This is a genomic window from Qipengyuania proteolytica (assembly GCF_019711565.1).
Taxonomy (GTDB): Bacteria; Pseudomonadota; Alphaproteobacteria; order Sphingomonadales; family Sphingomonadaceae; genus Qipengyuania; species Qipengyuania proteolytica.
Map to the genome: position 1 here is coordinate 459803 of NZ_JAIGNN010000002.1, position 26975 is coordinate 486777.

General features: G+C 60.4%; 20 protein-coding genes. 10 read left to right on the forward strand and 10 right to left on the reverse strand.

What is annotated here, in order from left to right:
• Positions 1-371: 371 nt before the first annotated feature.
• On the reverse strand, positions 372-731 hold the full coding sequence (locus tag K3172_RS15765; RefSeq protein WP_345725649.1) for a sulfatase-like hydrolase/transferase: 360 nt from the start codon (positions 729-731) through the stop codon (positions 372-374).
• A gap of 330 nt (positions 732-1061) precedes the next feature.
• On the opposite strand from K3172_RS15765, the gene K3172_RS11145 reads away from it, so the two are divergent.
• The 5 genes from K3172_RS11145 to K3172_RS11165 all read left to right on the forward strand — a co-directional run bounded on the left by K3172_RS11145 (position 1062) and on the right by K3172_RS11165 (position 6166).
• A complete protein-coding gene (locus K3172_RS11145) occupies positions 1062-1838 on the forward strand; it encodes a WecB/TagA/CpsF family glycosyltransferase (protein WP_221590037.1) in 777 nt (258 codons plus the stop codon).
• Positions 1839-1863: 25 nt separating this feature from the next.
• Positions 1864-3315, forward strand: a complete 1452-nt coding sequence (locus K3172_RS11150) for an oligosaccharide flippase family protein (RefSeq protein WP_282098618.1) — start codon at positions 1864-1866, stop codon at positions 3313-3315.
• Between the two features lie 155 nt (positions 3316-3470).
• Positions 3471-4187, forward strand: a complete 717-nt coding sequence (locus K3172_RS11155; RefSeq protein WP_221590040.1) for a polysaccharide pyruvyl transferase family protein — start codon at positions 3471-3473, stop codon at positions 4185-4187.
• Positions 4188-4193: 6 nt separating this feature from the next.
• Positions 4194-5123 carry a sulfotransferase gene (locus K3172_RS11160; RefSeq protein ID WP_221590042.1) on the forward strand — a complete coding sequence of 310 codons (930 nt, stop codon included), beginning with the start codon at positions 4194-4196 and terminating at the stop codon, positions 5121-5123.
• Positions 5120-6166, forward strand: a complete 1047-nt coding sequence (locus K3172_RS11165; RefSeq protein ID WP_221590044.1) for a glycosyltransferase family 4 protein — start codon at positions 5120-5122, stop codon at positions 6164-6166. The genes K3172_RS11160 and K3172_RS11165 overlap by 4 nt, the downstream gene beginning before the upstream one ends.
• Positions 6167-6189: 23 nt before the next feature.
• Here the strand turns inward: K3172_RS11165 and K3172_RS11170 are convergent, their stop codons facing one another.
• From K3172_RS11170 to K3172_RS11205, 8 genes are all read right to left on the reverse strand, one after another.
• Complete coding sequence (locus K3172_RS11170; RefSeq protein ID WP_221590046.1) at positions 6190-7380, reverse strand: acyltransferase family protein; 1191 nt, start codon at positions 7378-7380, stop codon at positions 6190-6192.
• Between the two features lie 70 nt (positions 7381-7450).
• A complete protein-coding gene (locus K3172_RS11175; RefSeq protein ID WP_221590048.1) occupies positions 7451-8728 on the reverse strand; it encodes a hypothetical protein in 1278 nt (425 codons plus the stop codon).
• Between the two features lie 34 nt (positions 8729-8762).
• Entirely contained in the window at positions 8763-9911 is a 1149-nt protein-coding gene (locus K3172_RS11180) for a hypothetical protein (protein ID WP_221590051.1), read from the reverse strand.
• Positions 9908-12127 (reverse strand): GumC family protein, encoded by a 2220-nt coding sequence (locus tag K3172_RS11185; protein WP_221590053.1) that lies wholly within the window; start codon positions 12125-12127, stop codon positions 9908-9910. Before K3172_RS11185 ends, K3172_RS11180 begins: the two co-directional genes overlap by 4 nt.
• A gap of 21 nt (positions 12128-12148) precedes the next feature.
• A complete protein-coding gene (locus K3172_RS11190; protein ID WP_221590055.1) occupies positions 12149-12829 on the reverse strand; it encodes a polysaccharide biosynthesis/export family protein in 681 nt (226 codons plus the stop codon).
• A gap of 1 nt (position 12830) precedes the next feature.
• Complete coding sequence (locus tag K3172_RS11195) at positions 12831-14234, reverse strand: O-antigen ligase family protein (RefSeq protein WP_221590057.1); 1404 nt, start codon at positions 14232-14234, stop codon at positions 12831-12833.
• 33 nt (positions 14235-14267) lie between these two features.
• Positions 14268-14552, reverse strand: a complete 285-nt coding sequence (locus K3172_RS11200; protein ID WP_221590059.1) for a hypothetical protein — start codon at positions 14550-14552, stop codon at positions 14268-14270.
• A gap of 176 nt (positions 14553-14728) precedes the next feature.
• On the reverse strand, positions 14729-16078 hold the full coding sequence (locus K3172_RS11205; protein ID WP_247718149.1) for an exopolysaccharide biosynthesis polyprenyl glycosylphosphotransferase: 1350 nt from the start codon (positions 16076-16078) through the stop codon (positions 14729-14731).
• 283 nt (positions 16079-16361) lie between these two features.
• Here K3172_RS11205 and K3172_RS11210 point away from each other — a divergent pair, with 283 nt between their 5' ends.
• The 5 genes from K3172_RS11210 to K3172_RS11230 all read left to right on the forward strand — a co-directional run bounded on the left by K3172_RS11210 (position 16362) and on the right by K3172_RS11230 (position 24263).
• Positions 16362-17585: an NADP-dependent isocitrate dehydrogenase gene (locus tag K3172_RS11210; protein ID WP_221590061.1), complete on the forward strand. Its 1224-nt coding sequence runs from the start codon at positions 16362-16364 to the stop codon at positions 17583-17585.
• A 198-nt stretch (positions 17586-17783) separates the two neighbouring features.
• The gene (locus tag K3172_RS11215) at positions 17784-19352 is read left to right on the forward strand and encodes a bifunctional GNAT family N-acetyltransferase/carbon-nitrogen hydrolase family protein (protein ID WP_247718217.1); all 1569 of its coding nucleotides are present in this window, start codon (positions 17784-17786) and stop codon (positions 19350-19352) included.
• A 263-nt stretch (positions 19353-19615) separates the two neighbouring features.
• Entirely contained in the window at positions 19616-22138 is a 2523-nt protein-coding gene (locus K3172_RS15690) for a M10 family metallopeptidase C-terminal domain-containing protein (RefSeq protein WP_221590064.1), read from the forward strand.
• A gap of 141 nt (positions 22139-22279) precedes the next feature.
• Entirely contained in the window at positions 22280-24040 is a 1761-nt protein-coding gene (locus K3172_RS11225) for a cation:proton antiporter domain-containing protein (protein ID WP_221590066.1), read from the forward strand.
• A 43-nt stretch (positions 24041-24083) separates the two neighbouring features.
• Positions 24084-24263: a hypothetical protein gene (locus K3172_RS11230; protein ID WP_221590068.1), complete on the forward strand. Its 180-nt coding sequence runs from the start codon at positions 24084-24086 to the stop codon at positions 24261-24263.
• A gap of 45 nt (positions 24264-24308) precedes the next feature.
• Here the strand turns inward: K3172_RS11230 and alaS are convergent, their stop codons facing one another.
• Positions 24309-26972 (reverse strand): alanine--tRNA ligase, encoded by a 2664-nt coding sequence (gene alaS, locus K3172_RS11235; protein WP_221590070.1) that lies wholly within the window; start codon positions 26970-26972, stop codon positions 24309-24311.
• Positions 26973-26975: the final 3 nt, after the last annotated feature.

Here is a 26975-nt window from a genome sequence, read left to right on the forward strand (position 1 = left end):
CGCCCTCCGCTCAGGAGCTGGATTTCGTCCCAACTCCGCCGCACCCAGTCCACACCTTCTTGGCCGAACGGAATCAGTCGAGAGGGTTTTCCCTTTTGATAGGTGACCCCGTCCCACGGATAGGGACCAAACGAGGAGAACGGACCGATGTAACCGCCGCTTCTGTCGTTCGCAGACGTTGGCTGGCTGGCGGGATCGTCTGTGCCGAAAACGGTGTTGTCGTTGTCGGTGTCGTGAAAAACCTTTCCCGCAAGATAGGTCGCATAGCCGTTGTCCCGGAAATGCTCCGGGATCAGCTTGGCCTGCGCAAGGACCGGATGCGAGCGAAACGGAAGGGTGCTGTGGTACTTGTTGGATGTGGAGGGCGCATATCACGAAAGAAAGCTCGCCCTTGACGGAGAACACAGCGTCGCATTGGCGTGCGCATTGGAAAAGCTCAGCCCTCTCGCGGCGAGCCGGTCGAGATTGGGCGTATAGGCCTGCGGATGCCCGCCAAGTCCGGTTGTGAAATCATTGAAGTCGTCTGCCACAACTACGATCACGTTCGGACTTGGAGTGGCCGTCGAGGTTGGTGTCGGCGTCGGTGTCGGCGTCGAGGTCGCAACCGGCGGAGGACTGGAGCCCGATCCGCCGCCGCATGCACTCAACAATACAACAGCCGCAACCGCGCAACCGACCCGCCTAGTCATTACCCCGAAACCTTTCGACCCGTCTTTGATCCAAATGTCCATTAGTTCCCAATCGACGGATTTGAAAGAACTTACACGTGAGAAAATCACGGAAAAGCAGTACAGAAATCGATCTTTGCCAATTTTCGATGATGAACCGACCAGCAGGCTTACGTCGCAAGGCCATACGGACACACTCAGGCCCGTCTGCGCGCTGTCCAGATTGCATTCGCAGTCGCGGCACAATAGGGCGTCGGGGACGATTCGCTTTGATCGAAGCGATTGGTGGCGGTGCGTGGAGCCTTTCCAGAGGATGCCGCACCATCGAACGTAGCGCGTGTCTGAAGCATTTCATCGTCCCCCTGACGATCATGGTTTCACAGGATTTACAGATTGTCCGACAGATTCCCGATAACCCATGTGAAGGTCGCGGGGACCTTCATTGCGACATCTTCACGGGCAGAGCTCGTCGAGGCGGCTGTCCACGATGCATCGATACCCGATGCGCCGGCGCGCATTGTGTTCGACGCCAATGGTCATGGCATAGCTCTGGCGCAAACCGATGCCAGCTTTGCAGCAGCGCTGGAGCAGGCGGATCTCGTGCATGCCGACGGCGGATTTCTTGTCGCTATCTCGAAGCGTTTGGCCGCGAAGGCGATCTCGGAACGTTCGCCGACGACCGACATGATCCACGATTTCGCGCAGGACGAGAATGCCAAGCATCTGAAGCATTTCCTTCTCGGCGCGACCGAGCAGGTGAACGAGCGCGCAACAGCGATCCTGCGTGAGACCTATCCCGCGTTGCAAATAGTCGGACGCCGCAACGGGTATTTCGCGGCGAACGAAGAAGAAGCCATCATCACCCAGATCAATGCGTCGGGCGCAGATATCGTCTGGGTCGGATTGGGAAAGCCACTCGAGCAGGCGTTTTGCTTACGCCATCGAGACCGCCTGAAGGCAGCGTGGGTGATAACGGCTGGCGGCTGTTTCAACTACATCACGGGCGACTATCCAAGAGCGCCGCAATGGATGCAGGACAATCATCTGGAGTGGCTGCACCGAATGGTCACGCGCCCCAGGCAACTCGGTTGGCGCTATCTGACGACAAACCCGATTGCCTTGTACAAAGCCTTGACGCAAACCGACCGCTCCATCTCGGTGCGGACTTGACCAGATGCGATCCCGGCATACCGGCATGACAGGAAGCCGCTTCGGTCGGAGTGTCCCCTGGTCGATGATGGCGTCATTCTTCGAGCGATTTGCGCCGGCTCTCGCGACGCTCTTGCTGGCTCCCATCATTGGCGTCGAGCAGACCGGAATTGCGGCGATCTCGCTCGCTGCAATCTTCATTCTCGCCATTCCGTTCAAAGGCGTCGCCGATGTGCTGACCGGAGCGCGGACGCTGACAAGCGAAGCCAGCCTGGCAGTACTGATCGCAATCACAGCCGCGGGAACCCTGGCAAGCGCCGCCCTGATGATCGGGGCACCGCTCGTCGCCGACCTGTACAATCAACCCGAGCTTGCCAGGATCCTGCCGGTCCACGCGATCGCGATTTTCGCGGTCGCAACCGGGACTTTGCATGACGGCCTGTTCCAGCGCGAATTCCGGTTCTCATTGCAAGCGAAACGCAAGGGCGTCGGCGGCTGTCTCGGGATTCTCGCCGGTCTCGTCTACGCTTGGTTCCGTCCCGACGCGATGGCTCTGGCAGTCTATCATGTGACGGCAACGGTCTCGTCGACACTCTTGTGTTGGGCCATGTTTCGACCCGAACTCGGTCGCCAGGCGGATTGGTCCTGGTTGCGCTCGCATGCCGCCAGCTTCGCTTTCCAGTCCGCAAGCCAGTCAATCGGCCAGATCACGATTAGGTCAATCGATCTAATTACCGGCTTGATCCTCGGCCTTTATGCGGTTGGCCTGATTAGGGTGGCCATGCAGCTCTACAATTTGATCTCCGCCATTCTGGTCACCCCGCTAGCCAACGTCCTCACCTCTCACCTCGCACAACTGGCACGCTCTTCGAGTGACCACGGAAGGCTTCAGGCTCCGTTTCTTTCCCTCTACCGTGTCCTCTCGTTCATGGCGTTGCCGCTGTACGGCCTTATCGGAGCAGCTCTGCCGATGGCAGTCAGCCTAGCCATGTCGCCAGAATGGGAAACAGCCGGACACCTGGGAGCGATCGTCTCGGCGAATGGGCTGAGCGCAGTCCTGATCATGACCTCCAACTCCATCCTTATCGCGCGAGGACAATATGGCGCCAACCTGGCCATCAATGCGTTCCAGGCGATACTGTCGATCATCGCGACAATCGTTGGAGCGCAGTTCGCGATTTGGGGGGTGGCCGTGTCAGTCGTGGTTCGGGCCTACGTCTCATTCCTGTTCGTTCTCTTGATCCTGCATCGCTACGGGGGAATCCGCATACGGACCATCCTGGCCAATACGGTCCCCGCCCTGTTCTGCACGGGCATTGCTGTGGGGGTCTACTATCTGATCCAAAGCCTTTGGCGGCTCGGAGGAGGCACGATTACCGAGCTCATCGTTTCTCTGATGTGTGGAGCCATTTCCTACGCGGCAATTTCCGCAATTGTGCAGCGCGCTGCCGTTGCGACAGCCCTCTCACTTTTTTTCCGCTCGGCTGACCAAGGCTAGCCGCCGCTTTCAATGCGAGACCACAAATGAAGCCCAAACTCCGCAACCGAGCCAGATCCGCCTTGGCAACCTATCGCAAGATGAGGGCGAGACTCCTTTTTCGATTCCCCTACCCTACGGTGGACCTATACAGTTGGCGTCCGAAGACCGGTGGTGTGAACTTTGGCGACGAGCTAGGTCGCGTCGTCACGACGTTGATGCTGGCTCGCCGCGGGATGACACTGGAAGACGAGACGAAAAAGCCCAGCCAGTTGCTGACCATCGGCTCGGTGATGCACTTCGCTAGTGAGGGAGCGGTCGTCTGGGGCAGCGGCGTAAACGGCAAGGCGCGATCCGACATCTATGAGTTCGAAAATCTCGATGTGCGTGCGTGTCGTGGCCCAAGGACCAAAGCTTGGCTCGAGCAACGGGGAATCAACGTACCCGCAGTATTCGGCGACCCGGCGCTCTTGCTGCCAATCCTCACGCACGGGCGCTTCTCCGCTACGAAAAACAGTCAGAAGATTGTCTTCGTACCCAACCTCTTCGACGACATGGAACAGCTCGACATTCCCGCGAATGTCACGGTCGTGAAGCCGACCCAGAGTTGGAACAATGTCGTTGCGGAGATACTTGAGGCGCGCTTCGTCGTGTCCAGCTCGCTCCACGGCATTATCGTCGCCGAGGCATTTGGTATTCCCGCGCAATTTATCGCTGTTTCGAAAGAGGAAAACGAATTCAAGTACAACGACTATTACGAGGGCACCGGACGGAACAGGTTCACGGTAGCAAGAACGATTGAGGAGGCGATCGACTTGGGAGGCGAAGATTTGCCCGATTTCGATCCCCAGCCTTTGATGGAGGCATTCCCTTACGACCTGTGGAAGAGCTAGACGATCGTGCCCTTCCCCGACGTGTTCATCATCGGCGCGGCCAAGGCCGGTACATCCAGTCTTGTCGACATGCTTCGTCTCAACGGCGAGGTGTTCGTTCCGCACGAAAAGGAGCCCCACCATTTCACCCTACGTGGCGGCGATCCCTGGACTATCCGCGATGGAAGTCTCGTTATGCCACTTGCCGCGACGCTGCCTTACGGGGCCGAGCGCGACTATCTGACGCTCTACGCGAAGGCCCGCGAAGGGCAGCGTCGAATCGACGCCAGCACGCAGTATCTCGTCGATCCGAGTGCAGCCCGTGCAATCAGACACGCCAATCCGCATGCCCGCATAATCGCCTGCCTGCGCGATCCCGTTTCGCGTGCCTATTCGGCCTATGTCCACGCCCGCTCGCGCGGTGAGGAGCCGTGTGAGAGTTTCTCGGCGGCGCTCGACGAGTGCGAAGCGGGACTGAGGCGCAATGCCTTCGCGATCAACTATGTCGAAGAAAGCCGCTATGCGAAGCATCTCGATGTCTACCGGCAGCTTTTCGGAGAGAACGTGCTGATCCTGCTCTTTGAGGATCTCATCCAGAAACCGCAATCGTTGCTGGACCAGGTCACGGACTTTCTGGAAATTGGCCGGACCATGATGATCGAGAGCGACGCAGCCCACAAGAATCCGAGCATCGAGATCAGCAGTCCCGTTGCGCGAGGCTTCAGGCAGATCGCGAAAAGGGCTCGCCGACGGTTTCCGGCATTAATGAATAGTCGTGCAATCAGAGCGCCATATGAAGCCTTGCTCGCACAAATTGGGAAGCGCCCGGCAAGCCTTTCAGCCCCAGACGCTCGTCGCACTTACCGCCTTCTCGCGAGCGATATCGACGCCATAGAAGCGATGCTCGATCGCGAATTGCCTGCATGGCACGCATATGCCGAGGACGCTGCGGGATGAAGCTGCTCTACGCGTTTCAGAATCCGAGGAGCGCAACATCAGGCCTGTCCATCTACGACAGGCGCCTGTCCCAGGCGCTCGAAGGTCTCGGACACGAGATCCAGCGCGTCGCGCTCGAAGAAAGCGCGCCGTCGTCCGGTTACGCCGGCATCCTGCGCGGAATGCCACCTGCGATTGCACGATATCGGAGTCGGGCGAACGCGTCCCTGGTCGCTCAAGCGATCGCGCAATTCGATCCGGACCGCGTGATCTTGTCGCATGAATCGACACTCTACCTCGTCGAACAGGGCATTGTCCCGCGGTCGCGTGCGATCATACTCTGCCACAATATCATGGCTCCCGGCTATCGATCGCGCGGTACGATTGCAGACAGGATCTATGCCGAACTGTTCCATCGGTACGAGCGCCGGCTCACGCGTGCTTCCGTACCGGTCACCGCAATTTCAGAATACGACCGTCAGGCAGCGGAAGACTGCTATGGGTTGACCATGGCAGCCGCATGTCCACCCGGCGTCATCCCGGGATGCTCGGAGATCGAAGCGGATGCACAGTTTGCCGCGACGGTGGCGATCAGCGGCAATTACGACTGGCGTCTCAAACGCCAGGATATCAGTCGCTTTTTCGACGAAGCGATTGCAGTCAATCTGCCCGGTAGTAGCTCCATCTATCTTTCCGAAGGTGCGGCCAAACATGCGCCTGAAGCGCTGGACCACACCGTCGGACTTCCCGCTCGCGGTTCCCTCGGGATCGGTCTTGTCGTCGATCGCTTCCAAGCAGGCTTCAAGCTTAAGGCTCTGGAATACATCAGCGAAGGCATGGTGCTCGTCTCCTATTGCGATTTATCCGGCGAATTTGCTGGTCTCGCGAACGCGCAGATGTTCGTTCACAGGGTTGCGCATGCGAGCGAGGTGCCTGGTATCATCGAAGACCTTCAGCGGACGCCCGATCTCGTCGAGCGCTACCGGGCGTTCCAACGCGCGGCGTTCGAGCGTTTCCAATGGGCAGAAAGCGCTCGCAGGGTCATGGAAGTGCTCGAAGACTAAACGCGCGGGCCGGCTCCATCGATCTACGGCCCGGTATTGATAAGACGCGAGCCCTTGCTTTCGGCCTCTCCTTCCGGAAGCCTGTTGGCAATCGACTTGCCCAAATTCATGCCCGGCTTCTCAATGAAGAAGTACATTGCGACAGAGATCGGCATTGCAATGGCCACAGCCGCCATCTGGACCGCGAACATGGACCATTGGTTCAAGGTGACGAACGACATTGCGAACACGCCAAGCGCCACCTGTACTGGTCGGTGAACCAGATAGAGCGAATAGCTCGCCTCACCCAAGATCGAAGCCAGCCGCGAGGTGAACAATTGCTTGAACAGGCGGCCGGTGAACGGTGCCCTGTCGCTCCACAATAGATAGCTGAAGAACACTCCCCAGACGAGATAAGGCAGGGGTTTGTCGAACATTGTCAGGCCGACGAAGATGACAACGGCGCTGGCGACGAGTGGCGAGACAAATGTCGCTTCTTTTAGCTTCTGGTATCCGAGGCGAGAGACAATGCCCAAAAAGAACGCTGGGGTTGCGACAGCGAGGCTGGACTTGATGTCATAATGACCGAGCAAGCCGACCTGATACCCGACATAAGCCGCCGCCGCGAGCAGCAACACGAAGATCGTTGCCTTGGTGCTCCTAAGCGCGGCCAAGACGAACGGCGCAACGAGGTAGAACTGCCATTCCAACGATATGCTCCACGCGGCAGGCAGGAAAACCATTGCAGCGCGATTGATTATTTCGTCGGGCACCATCCCATGGAACATGCTCGCATGCAGCAATGCATGGGGCCAGAAATTCTCGCGAGCCTCGTAGTCGAGCTCGTAGATTGACTGGGAGTATGCCTCCCAGCCCTCGGCGTCCTGCCAAGGCGCGGCCTGAACGATGTCTAGCCAATAGCCGGCCATGACATATCCCAGAATGCAGCAGAGGACGTAAGCCGGATAAAGCCTGAAGAATCGCCGCGTGAGGTATCGGGGGTAGCTCTCCTGCTTCACCATCAGTAGATTCGTGATGACGAAACCACTTATGATCATGAACACGACCACCGCTGAGTGCGCGTTGAGCAACACGGCCGTGATCGGGTCCTTTGCGACGACAAAGCCTGACAGTTGCAGGCCGTGCCCCACTGCCACCCATAGCGCCAGAATAATTCGCAGGCCGACGATCTCGTCAAAAAATACCCTGGTCGTCTTTGTCGTATCGCTCATCATTGTCTCGCGGTCTTCGTGATCCGTGTTGCTCGACTTCGGTGCTGCCTCAAGTTTTTGAGAAAGCCTGCTCTCAAATCAACACCGGCGAGCCCGGTAACATAGCGGGCCCTACACCAGCGAGCTTCTTCGTCCGCAGGCTTGTCCGACGAGTAGCACGCCTCTTCTCGCGCTGCACGATCTCCGCGACCGCGAACAACAGCGTTCCATACCAAGGCGAATCCAGCTGATTGTCGAGGAGGTTCATGGCCAGGAAGAACACAAAGCATGCCTTGCCGATATAACTCAGCCTGTGCCGCCAGAACCTGTTGTAGAGCAAAAGCACAATCAATAGAGTGAATATCAATCCGCCTTCAACCAGCAACACCGAAATTCCACTGTAAGGTTTGTTGGATGAAGACTCGATGGCGTACACATTGTCCCGGAAACGCAACATGGTTGGTGCCAGATGCTTCAGGTGGACATCACTTGAAGTAAGGTAGGGGATGTTTCCCACACGACTCTCGCCGAATACCTGGTTGATCGGGCTGGCCCAGATCGCCGCCTCACCGGCATATTGTCCGAGACCTGCTCCGATTAGTGCCGTCTGTGGCTGGTCAAGATAAATATCTCCGACGAGCTTATAGGCGTACAACTTCGGATCATATTTGTAATATTCGGCAAAGGAACTGTTTTTAGTTTCAGTGCGCAAAATGATGTAAGGCGTGATAGCTACAGCCGCAACCGCTCCTGCAAGAATGAGCGAGCGATTCTTCGGCGCAAACATCGCGAGGCCACACACGCCAGCAACGATTCCCAAGATAAAATTCGGGATGATGAAGTTGATACCAGCGATGTACAGAAAATAATCTTGGTATATGGGCTTGTCGCGGCGCCCGGAAAACAGTTCGAGAAGGCCGAAAAACCCGATCACCGTAACGGTCTTCGCTCCGCCAGCCCCGAACCCTCCGTCAAAGGCATCGGGAAGGTAGTGGACGTAGGGGATCTGGAAGGGAAAACCAAGACGGACCAGCGTGACGAAACTCATCACGAACACGATCACGTTCAGGATCCTGATTAACTTTCGCCCGTCAAAATTGCGCGCCAGCGGCAAGCCGAATGTCGCGAGGAGAAACGGCAGCAGGAGTGCAAGCTCAAACAGCCACGCAACGGGCGAGACCTTGAGCCCGATTGCTGCATTGAGGCCAAGGACAAGCAGCAGATATCCAACGAGCAGAACTGCCGTCACTAGTGCTCTTTGCGTCACCCAGCGAACGGCGAGAAGTGGCCCGGATACATAAGCAGCATAGCTCGCCGCAACCCGCGGAAGACCCAGTGCGACGGCGATGAAGAGGTGGAGGGGAGCTTTCACTGGTACACCGGTCCGAATGAGGTTCGCTGAAAACTCAATCTACCGCTATGCGGAAGGATGTAACCTTGCCGCGCGACGCAGTCAGGGAAAGTCGCTGCGTGGTACATCCCTGCGGTACGACGAAGCGAATGCGAAGGGCGTCATCGGATTCGACCAATGGTCTCATACCTGCGCTTCCGCGGCCGACGCACTGGAGGGTGGCGGCGGCCTGACCGGACAGTTCGCCTTGCGCAGCATCAGCCTGGCTCTGGGAGAGCGAAATGAAATGTTCGCCGGGTGGCAGCGTCAGATATCGCGTCGCGAAGGCCCGACGCAGAACCGCCCTGTTCCTGATGTCGATCGACCCTTCGTCGTCACCTGCCGAAACCCTGAGGCCAGAATTGTCCGGATACCGCCAGGCCAGGGGATCGTCGGAAACTGCGTCCAGATCGAAAGCGAAATCTGCACTCGTTTCGGTCTGGCAGCGTCGAGGCCACACGCCGATTGCTTCAACGCCATATCCTTTAGCGAGCAGGACATCGACAAGATTGGCGTAACTGCTGCACGATAATTGGCCGCCCCCTTCTTCCGCCGCTGCAAAAGTGGCCACGACTTGCTCGACCCGGCTTTCGTCCGACCGTATCAATCCGACGAGCGAAATGCTCAAGGGGGCGCCCTCCTCGAGACGTTCGGCAACCGCCTCGCGACCTCCGGACTGCGCCAGCATCAAGGCAAGTCCGTTTTCGATCAGGCGTCGGTCCCGTGCCGTGCGCGCCATCGCATCGACCCTAAGGGCGGCAGCATCCCATTCTTCCGCAGCGATGGCACTGGCCATTACCGCGATCTGGGTGAAGGTATCTCGCCAGCCTCTTTGCGAGGCGAGAGAAAGCGCCTGGGACGCAAGCTCAGTCTCGTCCTTTTCGATCGCTGAATTGCCTAGCAACCTGAGCGGCTCTGCCGGGATCGGTCGGCTGGCCACGAGTGACTTGGCAAGCGCCAACCCGGAGCCCGGCTCGACACTCTCCAACAGAACAAGACGATGCAGGTCCGCGAATCCACCGAGGCCTTCCGGAACGACAGCCATAATCGCCGGATTTTTCCTTGCCCAGCGGTCGGCCTGAAACGCAGTTGCGAGGACTGCAATCGCTATGAAAATCGCGAGCCGAACGACTATTGAGGGCAAGGAGGGCCAGCGTCGCGTCACTCGCCGTCCTTCGTCGAATAGGCGTAATAATCACTGGTGTAGTAGCTATACTCCGAACCGAGCCTCTTAGCTTCGAACTTCGTCAACACTGCCCCAAGCACGTTGGCATTGACCATCGAAAGACGCCGCAGACCGGACTTTACTGCCCCGCGGCGGCCGGAAGACGCATCGATCACCATGATCACAGCATCCATGTGAGCCGAAATCGTCGGGGAGTCCGACAAGCCGAGTGTCGGCGGGGCGTCGAAAACGATGCAATCGAAGCGGCTCTTGAGTTCCTCGATGATCATTTCGAGTTTGTAGCTCGACAGCAAGGCCGAAGGATCGACCGGGATCGGCAAGGCCGATACCAACGACAGATTGGGTCTATCCGATGCAACGATGACTTCATCGATCGAACGTTCACCCGCGAGTACCGCTGTCAGACCTTCCTTCTCGCGATCTTCGAAACGGCGATGCAGAGTGGGGCGCCTCAAGTCGGCATCCACGAGCAGCGTCCGTCTGCCGAGACCGGCGAAGTCGGTTGCGAGCTTGAACGACGTCGTCGATTTGCCCTCTCCTGCTTGCGCGCTCGTCACCGAAAGCGTTCGCGGCAGCCCGCCGCTCGAACTGTAGCGCAGATTGGCTACCAGCGACGCATAGGCTTCGCTCATGGGCGACTTGGGATCGGCCAGCTCTTCCTGCGGATCCGCGTCGCCGACATTCGGAACGATACCGAGGACGTTGATCCCGAGCTTGCGCTCGACATCTTCCGGCGACCTTACGACGTCGTCGAGATGTTCGCGCAAGAACACATAGACTCCTGCCACGATGAGGCCGAGGATCATAGCCACGAGCACGTTCAAAATGAGGATCGGCGACGAGGACTCGCGCGGTGGCTGGGCCAGATCTACAAGGGAGACATTGTTGGATGTCGCTCCTGCCGTCGCGTTCAGCTCGTTGAAATTGGTGAGCAACGTGTTGTAAAGAGCGCGGTCGGTCTCGGCCTCACGCTTCAGGATATTGTACTGTACACCCCGGTCCTGCTCGTCGAGAGCGTCCGACCTGATGGCCGAGACGCGCCCCGTTATGTCGCTTTCGCGATCTCGCGCAGCTTCGTACTCCAATCGAACCGAACGTTTGACAGCTTCACCGACGTCGCTGAGTTGCTGGTTGATCTTGGCCTGCTGCGCCTCCAGCGCGAGCACATTTGGATGCTCTTCGAGATGGCGCGCCCGTTCGACCGCGAGCTGCGCTTCGATCTCGCTCTTCTGGCGAAGCAGTGCTTGGTATGCCGGGTTCTGCAACACTTGGGGGATGCTACCGGAAGCCTGCGAAGCGATGCTCCGCCAGCGGTTCTCAGCCGCAATCCGGTCTGCGGCAGCCTGGCTTGCCGCAGCGTTCAATTGGACCAGAGTGTCGTTTGTCACGGACAGCGTCGTTTCTTGGTCCGCATTGGCACCTTGCCCGGTGACGCGGATCAGTCCGGCTGCCCGGGAATACTGGTTGAGTTCGCGCTCGCTACGTTCCAACTTCTCGCGCGCATCCGCGAGCTGTTGACCGAGAAACTCCCGAGCATAGGCCGAACTGTCAAACTTCCGAGAAAGGTTCGCCTCGATAAAGTTCGTCGCAACAGCGTTCGCAATATCTGCGGCCACCACTCGATCAGTGCTTTCGAAGCTGATCGCCACCAATCGGCTGTCGACCGGCAGATTTACAGACAGGCCAGATTGCAACAACTCGATAGCTGCATCTTCCCGCAAACGTGAAAGCGCATTGCGGCCGCTGTAGATGCCCCCGAGGTCTTCCTCAGTCGGATACTCGACGCCCTGTGCAGCGAAGAAAGCCTCGTTGTCCGCAAGGCCTTCGCTTTCCACTACCCGCTCAGCGAGCGAACGCGAGACAATCACATCAACCTGCGTTTGCAGGAATCGCTCGGATTCCTGCCCCGAAACGGTTGGCTGGGGCCCCTCAGTATCAATAATCTGATCGGCCTGCTGTTCGACCAGGATCTGCGAAGTCGCGACAAACTTCGGCACCATCAGGAGCGTCGCTACGACGCCGATGAGCAATGCGGTCGCCAAGATCGCCGCAATGGCGATAAGATTTCGCCGCATCGCTGCGAGAATGGCGCGCAAATCGATGTCGATCGGTGACGGTTCGCTATCATCGGTCATGTCGCGCGGGGAAAAGCCACCATCGACGCTGCGGATGCTTGCTGGATTTTTCGGTGTCATGCTTGATACGTTTGCCGAGCTTTAGAATCTGGTGAACACATTGAGAAGGGGCGCCGCTCGCAGAAAGTCGCGATAGAGTCCCCTGGTCGCCGAAAATCCGACGACAATGCGGTCTCCGCCCAGAATTTCCGGATCAGGGACCCGTCCCTCCCTGATCGCCCTCAAATCGAAGATTGCACCATAGCGTTCTCCATCGATCTGCCGGAATACGACAACCTCATCCTCGACGGCGGTTTCGGTCGTACCTTGCGCGCGTGCGACGGCTTCGATCAATGATGATGACCCGGCGACTTCGTAGACGCCCGGCTGGTTGACCTGCCCGTCTACGGTCACACGCTGCCCGGCCGAGGTCACGACCCCAACGACCACTTGCGGATTGCGGATGTAGCTCTGCCCGAGGCGGTACTCGATCTCATCGCTCAGTTCGACCGGCGTCTTGCCGCTCGCATCGACTTCCCCAATGAACGGAAAATTGATCCGACCGGCCGCGTCAACGGCAATCTGGTCGAAAGTAAGTTCAGGCTCCTGGAACACACGCACGGAAAGAACATCGAGAACACCAATGCGATACTGAGCCGGGCCGCGCTCGATGTCGGCCGGAGGCATGAGCCGGTATGCATCCCCACCTTTCGGCAAGTCCGAAGACGGCGAAAAGCATCCGCTGAGTGCGATCGTTCCGAGCACAAGGAAGCCCGTTGCCATTCTAGACAATGATTTTGTCCCTTTGATTCCTCTGGCATGCGACCAGTGCGCCGAGAAGCAGCGCGGCGATGCAGAGAAGTGATTGGTTGCGGAGGGGGTAATCGAGTATGGCCTGCAAGAAAATACCTCCCAGAGCCAAGACTGCGGCGTGAGCCACAAATCGATCCGGGGTGTGTCTAACCCGCCACCACAAGCGGGCGATAAGAACGAGCCATGCAACGGCCAGCGCCGGCCCGAAAATGCCCGTTTCAAGCAGACTTTCCAGATAATCGTTGTGCGCTCGCCCAGCTTTGAGGGACATGAGGTTTTCAAGGGATTCGTCGACCTGGAATACCTCGTCGAACGTGCCGATCCCGCTTCCCACGGGCCAATACCTGTCCGCAGCAGAAAGGGTATCTTCCCAGATTGCGGGTCGAGAATCTTCAAGCGTGTCGAAGCGGTCGACTGTGGTCATCACCCTAGTGCTCGAGACCAGCAAAACTGCAACGATCGCCACGATTAGCGTTGCCAAACCCAGAAACATACCTCCGCGCTTGAATCGCTGCCCAAAGGCGACCGCCTTTAGCCTCGGCCAAGCGACAAACGCCGCCAGCCCAAGCGGGAGAAAAAGCAACACCGTCGACGATCGCGAATTGGTCAGCAGAACGCCGAGCACAAAAAGCAACGCAGAAACAATCAACCCTGTCCGCTCCCAGACCGGCTGCTCGCGTGCAGCAACCAAGCCTATCGCCGCACAGCTACAGATGACGAAAAACAGACCACTCGTGTTGTGATTGGCAAAGAAGCCGTGGAGCCTGCCCTCGTCTACCATGGGATAAAGGCCGAGAGCACTCTCGCTCACGATCTGTATGCCGCCGAACAGGAAGTTCAGAAGCCCTGCGATTACCAGCAGATACAGCCCCCCGCGCGGTGAACTTTCGGTCCTGCCGAGAAAAAGCACAAAAACCGCCAAGGGGCCCACCAAAGATAAAGCCGCAGTGACGGTCATATGGGGGGCCAGCGTTAGCGGGTACCATGCATCGGCCGCACCCACGAGTGTTCGCGAGGCGACTGCCATGTCCCGCCCCGGAAGGTTGTGCCAGACGGCAGGCGGCAATGGAACGAGTTGCAAAAGTGGCAGCGCAAGCGATGCGGCCAACAAAGCGATGACCCAGCGAGGCGTCACGCCGAGAAAGGTGACCACCCGATCCCAATAGATAAGGATTAATGCGACGGCGACCAGCTGGACGGCGAGGTTCTGCAAACCATACCCTGCTCCACCTCCGCCGAGAAAGAGCGCCAAAGCGATAAGCAAACCAAGCGCCACGCCAAATTGGTCAACCCGTTCGGAAAACTTGAGACCCCTAGGCACAGCGGCCTCCGTCACCCCAACCCTGTCGTCAAAATAGAAGGCTCCGCCGACCAATGGCCGACGGAGCCTTCATTATTTCGCGATTGCTTACGAACCCGGCGAGCGGTCGTCGTCGTCGCTGGCAGCGATGACGATGCCAACGATCACAGCGATACCGGCGATGATCGCAATGATCAGGCCCGGACCACCGAGTTCGCTCTGCTGCTTTGCAGTAGCGGTCGAGCGGCTCACTTCACCGCTGACAGCCGAAAGCTTGACCGGCTGCACGGTGGCGGCCGGAGCATCAACTGCACGGGTACCTGCATTCGCCGTGACCGAGGTAGCGGCAAGAGCCACTGCACCGAGTCCGGTTAGAAGGCGGCTGGTCTTCATTAGTCAGTCTCCTAGATTTATTCTTCTTGGCATTCACCGGCTCAGCTACCAGCGATTCGGACCCGACGCAACCTGTTGTTCCGAAGAACTCTCCGCATGCGTCGCATTTTTACAACTGTCAGCTGGCCAGACGAAAACCTATACGCGCATGGTTTCCAAAAAGTTTCTCAGATTTCTCAATATGCATTCGGATGCACGAGCACGCGGACGGTGGCGAACAGGATTTTGATATCGCCCCACAGCGACCAGTTGCGAATATATTCCAGATCGGCATCGAGGCGGTCGATCAGGTGCGTCTCGGTTTCGGTCGCACCGCGGTGGCCGCGAACCTGAGCAAGGCCGGTCAACCCGGGCTTGAGCGAATGGCGCTGCCAGTAATTGCTGTCGACTTCCCAGAACAGCTTTTCGCCTGCCTGCGAGCCGAGCGCATGCGGACGCGGTCCGACGAGGCTCATTTCGGCACGCAAGACATTGATCAGCTGGGGCAGTTCGTCGATCGAGGTCCGGCGAATGAAACGCCCGATGCGGGTGACCCGGTCATCGGTGCGCGATGCCGAACGCGTCCCGTCGTGATCGAGCTTCTCGACCCGCATGGAGCGGAACTTGAGCATGTCGAACAGGCAATTGTGCTGCCCCATACGCGGCTGGACGAAGAACACCGGGCCGCCATCCTCCAGCTTGATGAGCAGGGCCACTGCAAGCATGATGGGGCTGAGAACGAGCAGCGCCGGAACGGTGATCGCGAGATCCATCGCGCGTTTGAACAGGCGGGCATGGAGCGCAAGCGGGCCCGACGAAACCACCAGCAGGGTCTTACCGCCTTCCCGCTCCAGCCCGATGGCGCCGAGTTCCTGGATCGCGACCGACAGCACTTCCCCGCGGACGCCGGCACTGCGCATCACCCGCGCCCACTCCGGCCGGCGTTCGCTTTCGCAGCTGACTACCACCCGGTCCATGCCGCGCATCAGCCGACCGATCTGGTTAAGGCTCTTGGGATCCGCATTGGCGCCGGAGATATCGAAGCTCTGCGTTTCGGCTTCGGCCATCGAGTGAGTGTGAACGACCTGCGCCCCGGGTAGTTCGATGCTCGGCCCGCCATCCAGGACCAGCAGCACGCCGCTCACACTGGGGCCGTAGTACATCCGGAGCAGCTTGTGCATGACGAGGCGAAATGCCCCCATCGCGACGAAGGAGAACATCAGCGCCAGCGAAAGCATGACGCGCGAGAAATCGGTCGCCGCCTTGGCATAGAAGATCATGACCGTGCACAGCATCGCGGAGATCAGCAGTGCGAGGCCGACCTGGCCGATCGCGAAGCGCACCTCGTCGAGCGCGCGGATCGAATAGCAGCGCTGGTAGGTCGCGATAACGAGAAAGATCGGCAGGAAGGCCCATGCCATCGACAGCGCGAAGGGCAGCGGCCACTGGTCGCGATAGACGCCGCCGGCAAGCACGAAGCTGCCCAGCACGATCGCTGCATCGGCGAGCAGCATCACCAGATACAGCTGGACCCGCCGCTGCTCCATGGCGGGTTGCGCAACGACTGTCTGAACGTGTTCCAAATGCACTTCCGGCGCTCCGCCCGTCGGTTTGATGATCGTGTGGGGCGCGACTGGTTATTGTTGTCGGACGAAACCCATGCACTGGCACAGGGTCGAGGGATGCCTTCTAGCGCGATCTGCCCGAATGTTAATGGAAAAATGGTGCGCCGCGCCGCAACGTCGCTGCGAATGCCCGGTGCCCCTCCCTTGCCCTCGCGCGTCCCTCTGCTAAAGCGCGCGCAATCTTATTCGAAACGACAGGAAAACGATGGCCAAGATCAAGGTTGCGAACCCCGTTGTCGAGCTCGACGGCGACGAAATGACCCGCATCATCTGGCAGTGGATCCGCGAGCGGCTGATCCTGCCTTATCTCGATGTGGACCTTAAGTATTACGATCTCTCGGTCGAAAAGCGCGACGAGACGGACGACCAGATCACCGTCGATGCTGCCAATGCGATCAAGCAGTACGGCGTGGGCGTGAAATGCGCGACCATCACGCCGGACGAAGCCCGCGTCGAGGAATTCCACCTCAAGAAGATGTGGAAGTCGCCCAACGGCACGATCCGCAACATCCTCGGCGGCGTGGTCTTCCGCGAACCGATTGTCATCGACAACGTGCCCCGTCTGGTGCCGGGCTGGACCGACCCGATCGTCGTCGGCCGCCATGCCTTCGGCGACCAGTATCGCGCCACCGACACGCTGATCCCGGGCCCGGGCAAGCTGCGCCTCGTCTTCGATGGGGAAGACGGCACGAAGATCGATCTCGACGTGTTCGACTTCCCGAGCGCCGGCGTCGCCATGGCGATGTACAACCTCGACGATTCGATCCGCGACTTCGCGCGCGCCAGCTTCAACTACGGCCTCAACCTCGGCTGGCCGGTCTACCTGTCGACCAAGAACACGATCTTGAAGGCCTATGACGGGCGCTTCAAGGACCTGTTCCAGGAAGTGTTCGACACCGAAGGCTTCGCCCAGAAGTTCAAGGAAGCCGGCATCGTCTACGAACACCGCCTGATCGACGACATGGTCGCTTCGGCGCTGAAGTGGAACGGCAAGTTCGTCTGGGCCTGCAAGAACTACGACGGCGACGTGCAGTCGGACACGGTCGCGCAGGGCTTCGGCTCGCTCGGCCTGATGACCTCGGTGCTGATGACGCCCGACGGCAAGACCGTGGAAGCGGAAGCCGCCCACGGCACCGTCACCCGCCATTATCGCCAGCACCAGCAGGGCAAGGCGACCTCGACCAACCCGATCGCCAGCATCTTCGCCTGGACCCGCGGCCTGATGTATCGCGGCAAGTTCGACGACACGCCGGATGTGGTGAAGTTCGCCGAGACGCTCGAGCGGGTCTGCATCAAGACCGTCGAGAGCGGCAAGATGACCAAGGACCTTGCGCTGCTCATCGGCCCCGAACAGAGCTGGATGACCACCGACCAATTCTTCGAGGCCATCTTCGAGAACCTCGAAAAGGAAATGGCGAACTGGTCCTGAGGAACACCCTCACCCTTACTGCATTGCCTGAACAAGGCTGAGATATCCGGGATCGGCCCAGCGCCGGTCCCGGATTTTTCGTATTCGACGAAATGAAAGAGGGGGGGCACGGTGGCCAAGACACCAGCGAAGAAGACGAGCGCACGGCGCAAGGGCAGCGAAAAGTTCGGCCAGCGCCGGCTCGAGATCCGCAATGCCATGATCAAGGACATTCCCGGTATCGCGAACCTCGTGCGCCGGGTTTACGAGGACATGCCCGCCTACACTCACGGCGAGATCCGCGGGCAGATCAACAACTTCAAGGAGGGCTGCTTCGTCGCGCTGCTGGACGAGCAGGTCGTCGGCTATTGCGCCACCATGCAGGTGGCGGAAGCCCTCGCCTTCCAGGACCACGACTGGGACGAGATCACCGGCAACGGCTTCGGCAGCCGCCACGACCCGACAGGCGACTGGCTTTATGGCTACGAAATGTGCGTCGATCCCAAAGTGCGTGGCGTGCGCATCGGGCGGCGCCTCTATGAAGAGCGCCGCGCCCTGGCGGAAGAAAAGGATCTGACCGGCATCGTCTTCGCCGGCCGCATGCCCAACTATCGCCGCAACAAGCGCAAGGTGAAGGGGCCGGAGGACTATCTCGAGCAGGTCGTGGCCGGAAAGCTGCACGATCCGGTCCTGCGCTTCCAGCTGGCCAACGGCTTCGAGCCCGAGCGCGTGATGCGCGGCTACCTGCCTGAAGACAAGGCGTCAGAAGCCAATGCGATCATGATGGTCTGGCGCAACCCCTATGTCGACCGCGACCAGCCGGTGAAGAAGCGCCTCCCGCGCGGCGTGGAATCGGTGCGCGTGGCGACCTGCCAGCTGCAGGCGCGCGCGGTGACGGACTATGCGGAATTCCTCTCGACCATCGAATATTTCATCGACGTCGCAAGCGATTACGAGAGCGACTTCATCCTCTTTCCCGAACTCTTCACGCTGATGCTGCTGAGCTTCGAGCCCAAGGAGCTGTCGCCGGTCGAGGCGATCGAGCGGCTTTCGGAATATACGCCGAAGCTGAAGCAGGACATCTCCGACATGGCGATGCGCTACAACATCAACATCATCGCCGGATCGCACCCCACGCGCATGGAAGACGGCGACATCCACAATGTCGCCTATGTCTGCCTGCGCGACGGATCGGTGCACGAGCAGGAAAAGATCCACCCGACGCCCAACGAACGGTATTGGTGGAACATCAAGGGCGGCGAGAAGATCGATGTGATCCAGACCGATTGCGGACCGATCGGCGTGCAGATTTGTTACGACAGCGAATTCCCCGAACTCAGCCGCCGCCTTGCCGACGAAGGCGCACGGATCATCTTCGTGCCCTTCTGCACCGACAGCCGCCAGGGCTATCTCAGGGTCCGCTATTGCGGGCAGGCCCGCGCGATCGAGAACCAGTGCTTCGTTGTGCTCAGCGGCAATGTCGGCAACCTGCCCAATGTCGCAAACATGGACATCCAGTATGCGCAGAGCTGTATCCTCACGCCCTGCGACTTCCCCTTCGCCCGCGACGGCATCGCCGCCGAATCGACCGAGAACGTGGAGACGCTGACCATCAGCGACGTGAACCTCGCCGACCTCAGCTGGGCGCGCGCCGAAGGCACGGTGCGCAACCTCGCCGACCGGCGCTTCGATCTATACCGGATCGAGTGGGATCAGGGAGAGAAGCACCACGGCAAGGCACGTCCGCGCCGTGAACCGCTAGGCCCGGCCGGGCTTGGGGGCGGCTAACCGCTTTTCCATCTAAGTTGCAGCATTACGCAGCGGCTCAAGACATCCTGCAATACCCGCCCAACACGCGCGCCGTCTCCGCGTCCACGTAATTATTCGGCCTGCATGCTTCAGGAAATCGGACGAGCGTCCGTTTTATGGCGACGGGTTGGTTTGAGTTCCCGAACCCGGACGATATTAAGGCTTGGGAAAGTGGATCGGGGTATTGCTGCCTGGACGATCGGCCGCAGTGGACATGCGGCCGAGTTTGCTGGAGGGTTTCCATGTTTCATCGCGCGCCGGCGCTCGAGAATTATCGCGCATTCGAAGATTACGGCACGATGTCGCTCGCCGCTCCTTTCGGGCTGACGGCGATCGATGTGCGCGACTTCGATTTCGGGCACGAAACCGCATGCGCATGCGGCTGCTGCGCGGCGAAGGACGACACGTCCGCCCCGCAACGATCGGCGTCGCTTGCGACCAACGCCAACGGCGTCGACATTCCCGGCGACACATCGACCACGGCAACCATCGCCGTCGGCGGAAGCGTGACCGATGAGCTGGAAGTCGCCGGAGATACCGACTGGTTCAGGATCACTCTCCAGGCCGGCGATACGATCGACATTTCGCTCTTCGGATCGGGTGCGAGCCCTGTGAGCGACACCTATCTGCGCGTCTACGATTCAAACGGCAATTTGCTAGCCGACAATGACGATGGCGGTTCCGGCTACAATTCCTATCTTCGCTTCACCAGCGGGTCCGGCGGAACCTTCTACATCGAGGCCGATTCGTTCGGCAACAACAAGACCGGCGAATACACCATCGAAGTGACCGAATCCGCGCCTCTGACGGTGTACAGCTACGACGAGATCGCGCTTCAGCTTACCAATGGATATTGGGGCGGGTCGCAGCGCTCGTGGAATGTCGGCACCGACGGGCAGCTCACCTACGACGTATCGGCAATGCCGGCGGACGCCCAGTATCTCGCCGAACAGGCCCTGCTGCTGTGGGGCGATGTCACCGGTATTGAATTCGTTTCCGTCGTGGGCAGTGCGGAGATAACGTTCCAGGACACCGAAAGCGGCGCCTATGCCAGCTCGAGCACATCCGGTGGCGTTATCGTCTCGTCGACCGTGAACATCTCGGCCGACTGGCTGGCGAATTACGGGCCCTCTCTCAACTCCTATTCCTTCCAGACCTATCTCCATGAAATCGGACATGCGCTCGGCCTGGGACACGCTGGCAATTACAATGGCAGCGCGGATTATCCCGTCGATGCGCTTTATCTCAACGATAGCTGGGCGACGACGGTCATGTCGTATTTCAGCCAGACCGAGAACACGTACTTCAGTGGACAAGGCTTTACCCGCGCATTTGTCACCACGCCGATGAACGGCGACATCGTAGCGATCGGCAATTTGTACGGCCTCTCGACAACGACCCGGCTCGGCAACACCACCTATGGCTTCAACAGCAACGCCGGACGGGATATTTACGATGCCACCATCGTACCCGACGCGGCCTACACTATTGTGGATAGCGGCGGCACCGATACGCTCGACTACAGCGGATATTCGCAGAGCCAGACTATCAATCTCAACGAGGAAGCATTTTCGAGCGTGGGCGGTGAAGTCGGCAATGTCGTGATCGCTCGCGGGACCGTGATCGAAAACGCGATTGGCGGATCCGGCGCGGATACGATTTATGGAAACGACGGCCAGAACACGATCGACGGCGGTGCCGGAGACGATCTCATTTTTGGCGGAAACGGTGGCGATTTCCTGATCGGTGGAGCTGGGAACGATCAGATCGAAGGTGGCGGAGGATGGGACTGGCTTCGCGGACGCGACGGCAACGATATCCTGCGAGGCGGAAGCGGGAATGACTGGATCGCTGGTGAAGACGGCAACGATATTCTTGAAGGCGGCGCCGACAATGACATAATCGATGGTGGTCTCGGTGAAGACACCTTGCGCGGCGGAGATGGTGACGACCGCCTGTCGGGCGGCGGGAATAGCGACCTGATCTACGGTGATGCCGGCAACGATATTCTCGATGGATCCTATGGCTGGGACTGGCTGCGCGGCGGCGAGGGTGATGACAAGCTTTACGGGGCCAACGGAAACGACTGGCTTCTGGGAGACGAGGGCGCGGATGAGCTGTTTGGCGACTCCGGCAATGACCGTCTTCAGGGCGGAACCGGAGAAGATTTGCTCTACGGCGGTGACGGTGACGACACCGTCTTCGGCGAGGGTAACAGCGACATTGTCTACGGCGGCAATGGTAACGATTCGCTAGACGGTGCTGCCGGATGGGATCGTCTTTACGGTGAGGCCGGCAACGACGCTCTCAATGGGGGCAACGGGGTCGACTTCCTCGCTGGCGGGGCCGGTCAGGACACACTGACAGGAGGTTCGGGCTCCGACATTTTCTACTTCGATCTTGCGGGTGCCTCAAACGCCGACAACCTGACGGACTTCGTATCCGGAGCAGACATCATACGACTGGACCTTGCCGGTGCCTTTTCGCGACTGGCCGGAACCGGATCGCTTGCTGCCTCCGCTTTCCGCATCGGGACAGCCGCCGCAGACGCCGACGACCGGATTATCTACGACCAGGCCACCGGCAACGTCTGGTATGACGCAGATGGCAACGGTATTCAGGCAGCGCAGCTTTTTGCGAAGCTGACAGCAGGAGCCTTGCTTGCGGCTGGTGACTTCCAGGTCATCAATTCATCGGTCGCCGCTGCGCCGTTGGCTGATAGCAAGGACTTGCTTTCCACGACGGATACGTTCGCGATGTTGTGATCAACGGCGTGCTACCACCGCCGACGGTTCCAGCCGAAAAAACCGGTAGCCTCTGCGCACGGCGGAGGCCGATTACGTAAATTCGGAGAAATCCGCGATTGTCAGTGTGACAGCGACGCCAAAGCTTCTTAATAGAAGCACATGGCCTCCGCCGAACTTGCCTCCCCCGCCCTGTCCGATGCGCTGGTGATCCTGGGCGCGGCCGGGCTCGTGATCCCGGTGTTCACGCGCTTCCGCATCACTCCGGTCATCGGGTTCATCCTGATCGGCATCGCGGTCGGTCCCTATGGGCTCGGGCGGATGGTGTTCGAGCATCCCTGGCTCAATCACATCACCATATCCGACCCGGATTCGCTCGACCTGTTTGCAGAGTTCGGGATCATCCTGCTTCTGTTCGGCATCGGGCTCGAACTGAGCTTCAACCGACTCTGGCAGATGCGGCGGCTCGTGTTCGGGCTCGGGGCGCTGGAGCTGTTGGTGATCGGCACCTGCGCGGCGATCTTCCTGTCGATGATGGGTCAATACTGGACCGGCGCGCTGGCATTGGGCTTCGCGCTGGCCTTCTCCTCGACCGCGATCGTGCTGCCGATCGCGGGCACGCATTCGCCCGTCGGACGCGCGGCGCTGGCGATGCTGCTGTTCGAAGACATCATGATTGTCCCGATCATCTTCATTCTCGGCGCGATGGCGCCCAATGCCGAGGCGGAAGGCTGGGAAGGCCTGCTGACGACGCTGTGGCAGGGCGGCCTCGTGATCGCCGCGATGATGGTGCTGGGGCGCTTCGCCCTGCCCAAACTGTTCGGCCAGGCGGCGCGCACCAAGAGCCCGGAGCTGTTCCTCGCCGCATCGCTGCTGGTGGTCATCGGCGCGAGCCTCGCCACCGCCGCCGTCGGCCTGTCGCCAATCGTCGGTGCGCTGATCGCAGGCCTGTTGATCGCAGAGACCGAATATCACGGCGAGGTCGAAGGCATTATGGAGCCCTTCAAGGGCCTTGCGCTGGGGATCTTCCTGATCACTGTCGGCATGAGCATCGACCTTGCCACGATCTGGGAAAATCTCGGCATGATCCTCGCCGCGGTGGTGACCATTCTCGTGTTCAAGGCGCTGGTGACCGGCGTGCTGCTCCGCTTGATGGGCGCGCGAAGAAGCACGGCGGCGGAGACGGGCATCCTCATGGCGAGCCCCTCGGAAACCACGCTGATCGTACTTGCGGCGGCCAGTTCGGCGTTGCTGATCCAGCCTGGGACGGCGCAATTCTGGCAAATCGTTACCGCCATCGGCCTGACCGTTACGCCGCTCCTCGCTATGCTTGGGCGCGCAATCGCTCGACGCGTCGAGCCCATCCCCGAGCTCGACGAGGGCGACGAAGGCGAACCGCGCGTCATCATCATCGGTGCAGGGCGTGTCGGCCTGCTGATCGCGCAGATGCTGGCCGCGCACGAGAAGCCCTATGTCGCGATCGACTCCAATCCGGACCTCATCGAGCGCGCGAAACGGCAAGGGTATCGGGCCACTTTCGGTGATGCGGGCCGCGGTGATGCCATGTCGCGGCTCGGGGTCGAAAATGCGCTCGCCGTGGTGCTGACGATGGATGAACCGGTGCTGGTGCAGCGCCTTGTCGGGAAGCTCCGCAAGGAACATCCGGACCTGCTGATCGTGTGCCGCGCGCGCGACGTGCGGCACGCGGCAGAGCTCTATCGCGCTGGCGCCAGCCATGCGGTGCCGGAAACGCTGGAGAGCTCCCTCCAGCTATCGGAAGCGGTGCTGGTCGATATCGGCGTGGCGATGGGCCCGGTCATCGCTTCGATCCACGAGAAGCGCGACGAATTCCGTGCCCAGATCGAGAAGGAAGGCGCGCTCGACTACAAGCCCAAGCTGCGCTCGAGCACTGTCGAGGCCTGAACCTTTGCCTTACCAATGCGTTGTTTGGGTGAAGGAGACAGCAATGAGCGACGCAGATCCCACCAAGCCGACACCGAACAGCGAGAAGTTCAAGCCGCAGAACGTGAAGGGCCCATTGAAGGACACGGCGCCCGACGATTTGCGTGGCCCCCCGGCGGACACCGAAGGCTACGACGTGGCCCACGGTTCCGAGCCTACGACCAAATCCACCCCCAACGCCTGAACGCCTCCCGAGAGAGGAGAGAAACGCCTGGCAGGTTCGCGCCTGTCAGGCGTTTTCGCGTGCAAGTGCCTCGCGCACCGCGGCGAGCGCATCCTGCGCTTTCGAACCGTCCGGCCCGCCGCCTTGCGCCATGTCGGCACGGCCGCCGCCGCCCTTGCCGCCGAGTGCCTCGACGCCGAGACGCACGAGCTCGACCGCGCTGAAACGCTCGGTGAGATCATCGGTGACAGCCACCGCGAAGGCGCCCTTGCCATCGTTCACCGCACAGATCGCCGCAATACCGGAACCCATGCGGGTCTTCGCCTCGTCGAGCAGTGGCCGCAGTTCCTTGGGGTCGAGGCCTTCGATGACCTGACCCGAGAAGGTGACGCCGCCGATGATCTCGTCGGCCTGCGCGGCATCGCCCGAACCGCCCCCGCCGAGCGCCAGTGCGCGCTTGGTCTCTGCCAGTTCCTTCTCGAGCCGCTTGCGCTCCTCGACCAGTGCCGACACGCGCTGCGGGGCTTCGTCGGGCGAGGTCTTGAGCGCCGCCGCGATAGCGCGGACGGCCTCGTCGCGCGCGACCAGCCACTCGCGCGCCGCTTCCCCGGTCAGCGCCTCGATACGCCGCACACCGGAACTGACCGCGCTCTCGGAGACGATCTTGAAGACGCCGATATCGCCGGTTGCCTTCACATGCGTACCGCCACACAATTCGACCGAATAATTGCGGTTCTCGTCGCCCTTGCGGCCCATCGAGAGGACGCGAACCTCGTCCCCATACTTTTCGCCGAACAGCGCGAGTGCTCCTGCCGCGACCGCATCGTCGGGCGTCATCAGCCGGGTCGAGACCTGTTCGTTGGCGCGGATCTCGGCATTTACCTCGGCTTCGATCGCGGCGATGTCCTCGTCGCTCAGCGGCTTGGTGTGCGAGAAGTCGAAGCGGAAGCGGTCGTCGGAGACCAGCGAGCCCTTCTGCGTGACATGCCCGCCGAGGCGGTTGCGCAGCGCCGCGTGGACGAGGTGCGTCGCCGAGTGGTTGGCGCGAATGCGGTCGCGCCGCTCGGCGTCGATAACGAGATGCACGGCGTCGCCGACCTTCACGCTGCCCTTGCCAACCTTGCCGACGTGGGCATGCAAGCGGCCGAGCGGCTTGTTGGTCGTCTCGACCGCGAACTCGAGCCCTTCGGGCGTCCAGATGCGGCCGGCATCGCCGGTCTGGCCGCCGCTTTCGCCGTAGAAGGGCGTCTGGTTGGTGAGGATCACGACCGCGTCGCCCTCACCCGCCTGCTGCACTTCGGCACCGTCCTTGACGATCGCGACCACGGCCGCCTCGCCCGTTGTCGAGCTGTAGCCGGTGAACTCGGTCGAGCCTTCGCGCTCGGCGATGTCGAACCAGACTTCCTCACTGGCCGCCTCGCCCGAGCCCTTCCACGCGGCCCGCGCAGCGGCCTTTTGCTGCGCCATCGACTCGTCGAAGCCAGCCTTGTCGACCGCGATGCCCTGCGGGCGCAGCGCGTCCTCGGTCAGGTCGTAGGGGAAGCCGTAGGTGTCGTAGAGCTTGAACACCGTCTCACCGGGAAGCGTGTCGCCCTCGCGCATGTCGGCGGTTGCCTCATCGAGGAGCTTGAGGCCCTTGTCGAGCGTCCGGCGGAACTGCGCTTCCTCGCGTTCGAGCACTTCCTGGATGAGCGGCTGTCCGCGCACCAGCTCGGGATAGGCCTGCCCCATCTCGGTGACCAGCGCAGGCACGAGGCGGTGCATGAGCGGTTCGCTCGCGCCCAGCAGGTGCGCATGCCGCATGGCGCGGCGCATGATGCGGCGCAGGACGTAGCCGCGGCCTTCGTTGCTCGGCAGCACGCCATCGGCAAGCAGGAAGCTGGTCGAGCGCAGATGGTCGGCGATCACGCGGTGGCTGGCCGTCTTGTCGCCCTCGGCCTTGACGCCGGTCAGGCTCTCGCTCGCGCCGATCAGCGCCTTGAACGTATCGGTATCGTAATTGTCGTGGACGCCCTGAAGCACCGCCGCGACGCGCTCGATCCCCATGCCGGTGTCGATGCTCGGCTTGGGCAGGTTACCTACGATTTCGTCGTTTTCCTGCGTGAACTGCATGAAGACGAGGTTCCAGATCTCGACGAAGCGGTCGCCGTCTTCTTCCGGCGACCCGGGAGGGCCGCCCCAGATGTGGTCGCCGTGGTCGTAGAAGATTTCGGAGCACGGACCGCACGGGCCGTCTGCTCCCATGGCCCAGAAATTGTCCTTGGTAGGGATGCGGATGATCCGGTCGTCGCCGAAGCCGGTGAGCTTCTTCCAGAGGTCGAAAGCCTCGTCGTCGGTGTGGTATACGGTGACGGTCAGCCGGTCCTTCGACAGCCCCCACTCCTTCGTCAGCAACGTCCAGGCATGCAGGATTGCCTGCTCCTTGAAGTAATCGCCGAAGGAGAAATTGCCGAGCATCTCGAAGAAAGTGTGATGCCGCGCGGTATAGCCGACATTGTCGAGATCGTTGTGCTTGCCCCCGGCGCGCACACATTTCTGCGCGCTGGCGGCGCGCGGCGCAGGCGGGGTTTCGAGGCCCGTAAAGGCATTCTTGAACGGCACCATGCCGGCGTTGACGAACATCAGCGTGGGATCGCTGAAGGGCACCAGCGGCGCACTCGCAACCTCTGCATGGTCGTTCGACGCGAAATAGTCGAGGAAGCTGCGGCGGATGTCGTTGGTCGAGGTCATGGA

What these genes read in the sequence shown, in the direction of transcription:
- K3172_RS15765 (WP_345725649.1), bottom strand. Translation starts at nt 731, where the DNA reads ATGGACATTTGGATCAAAGACGGGTCGAAAGGTTTCGGGGTAATGACT.
- K3172_RS11150 (WP_282098618.1), top strand. Translation starts at nt 1,864, where the DNA reads ATGACAGGAAGCCGCTTCGGTCGGAGTGTCCCCTGGTCGATGATGGCG.
- K3172_RS11165 (WP_221590044.1), top strand. Translation starts at nt 5,120, where the DNA reads ATGAAGCTGCTCTACGCGTTTCAGAATCCGAGGAGCGCAACATCAGGC.
- K3172_RS11170 (WP_221590046.1), bottom strand. Translation starts at nt 7,380, where the DNA reads ATGATGAGCGATACGACAAAGACGACCAGGGTATTTTTTGACGAGATC.
- K3172_RS11185 (WP_221590053.1), bottom strand. Translation starts at nt 12,127, where the DNA reads ATGACACCGAAAAATCCAGCAAGCATCCGCAGCGTCGATGGTGGCTTT.
- K3172_RS11190 (WP_221590055.1), bottom strand. Translation starts at nt 12,829, where the DNA reads ATGGCAACGGGCTTCCTTGTGCTCGGAACGATCGCACTCAGCGGATGC.
- K3172_RS11200 (WP_221590059.1), bottom strand. Translation starts at nt 14,552, where the DNA reads ATGAAGACCAGCCGCCTTCTAACCGGACTCGGTGCAGTGGCTCTTGCC.
- K3172_RS11205 (WP_247718149.1), bottom strand. Translation starts at nt 16,078, where the DNA reads ATGGAGCAGCGGCGGGTCCAGCTGTATCTGGTGATGCTGCTCGCCGAT.
- K3172_RS11210 (WP_221590061.1), top strand. Translation starts at nt 16,362, where the DNA reads ATGGCCAAGATCAAGGTTGCGAACCCCGTTGTCGAGCTCGACGGCGAC.
- K3172_RS11215 (WP_247718217.1), top strand. Translation starts at nt 17,784, where the DNA reads ATGATCAAGGACATTCCCGGTATCGCGAACCTCGTGCGCCGGGTTTAC.
- K3172_RS15690 (WP_221590064.1), top strand. Translation starts at nt 19,616, where the DNA reads ATGTTTCATCGCGCGCCGGCGCTCGAGAATTATCGCGCATTCGAAGAT.
- K3172_RS11225 (WP_221590066.1), top strand. Translation starts at nt 22,280, where the DNA reads ATGGCCTCCGCCGAACTTGCCTCCCCCGCCCTGTCCGATGCGCTGGTG.
- K3172_RS11230 (WP_221590068.1), top strand. Translation starts at nt 24,084, where the DNA reads ATGAGCGACGCAGATCCCACCAAGCCGACACCGAACAGCGAGAAGTTC.
- alaS (WP_221590070.1), bottom strand. Translation starts at nt 26,972, where the DNA reads ATGACCTCGACCAACGACATCCGCCGCAGCTTCCTCGACTATTTCGCG.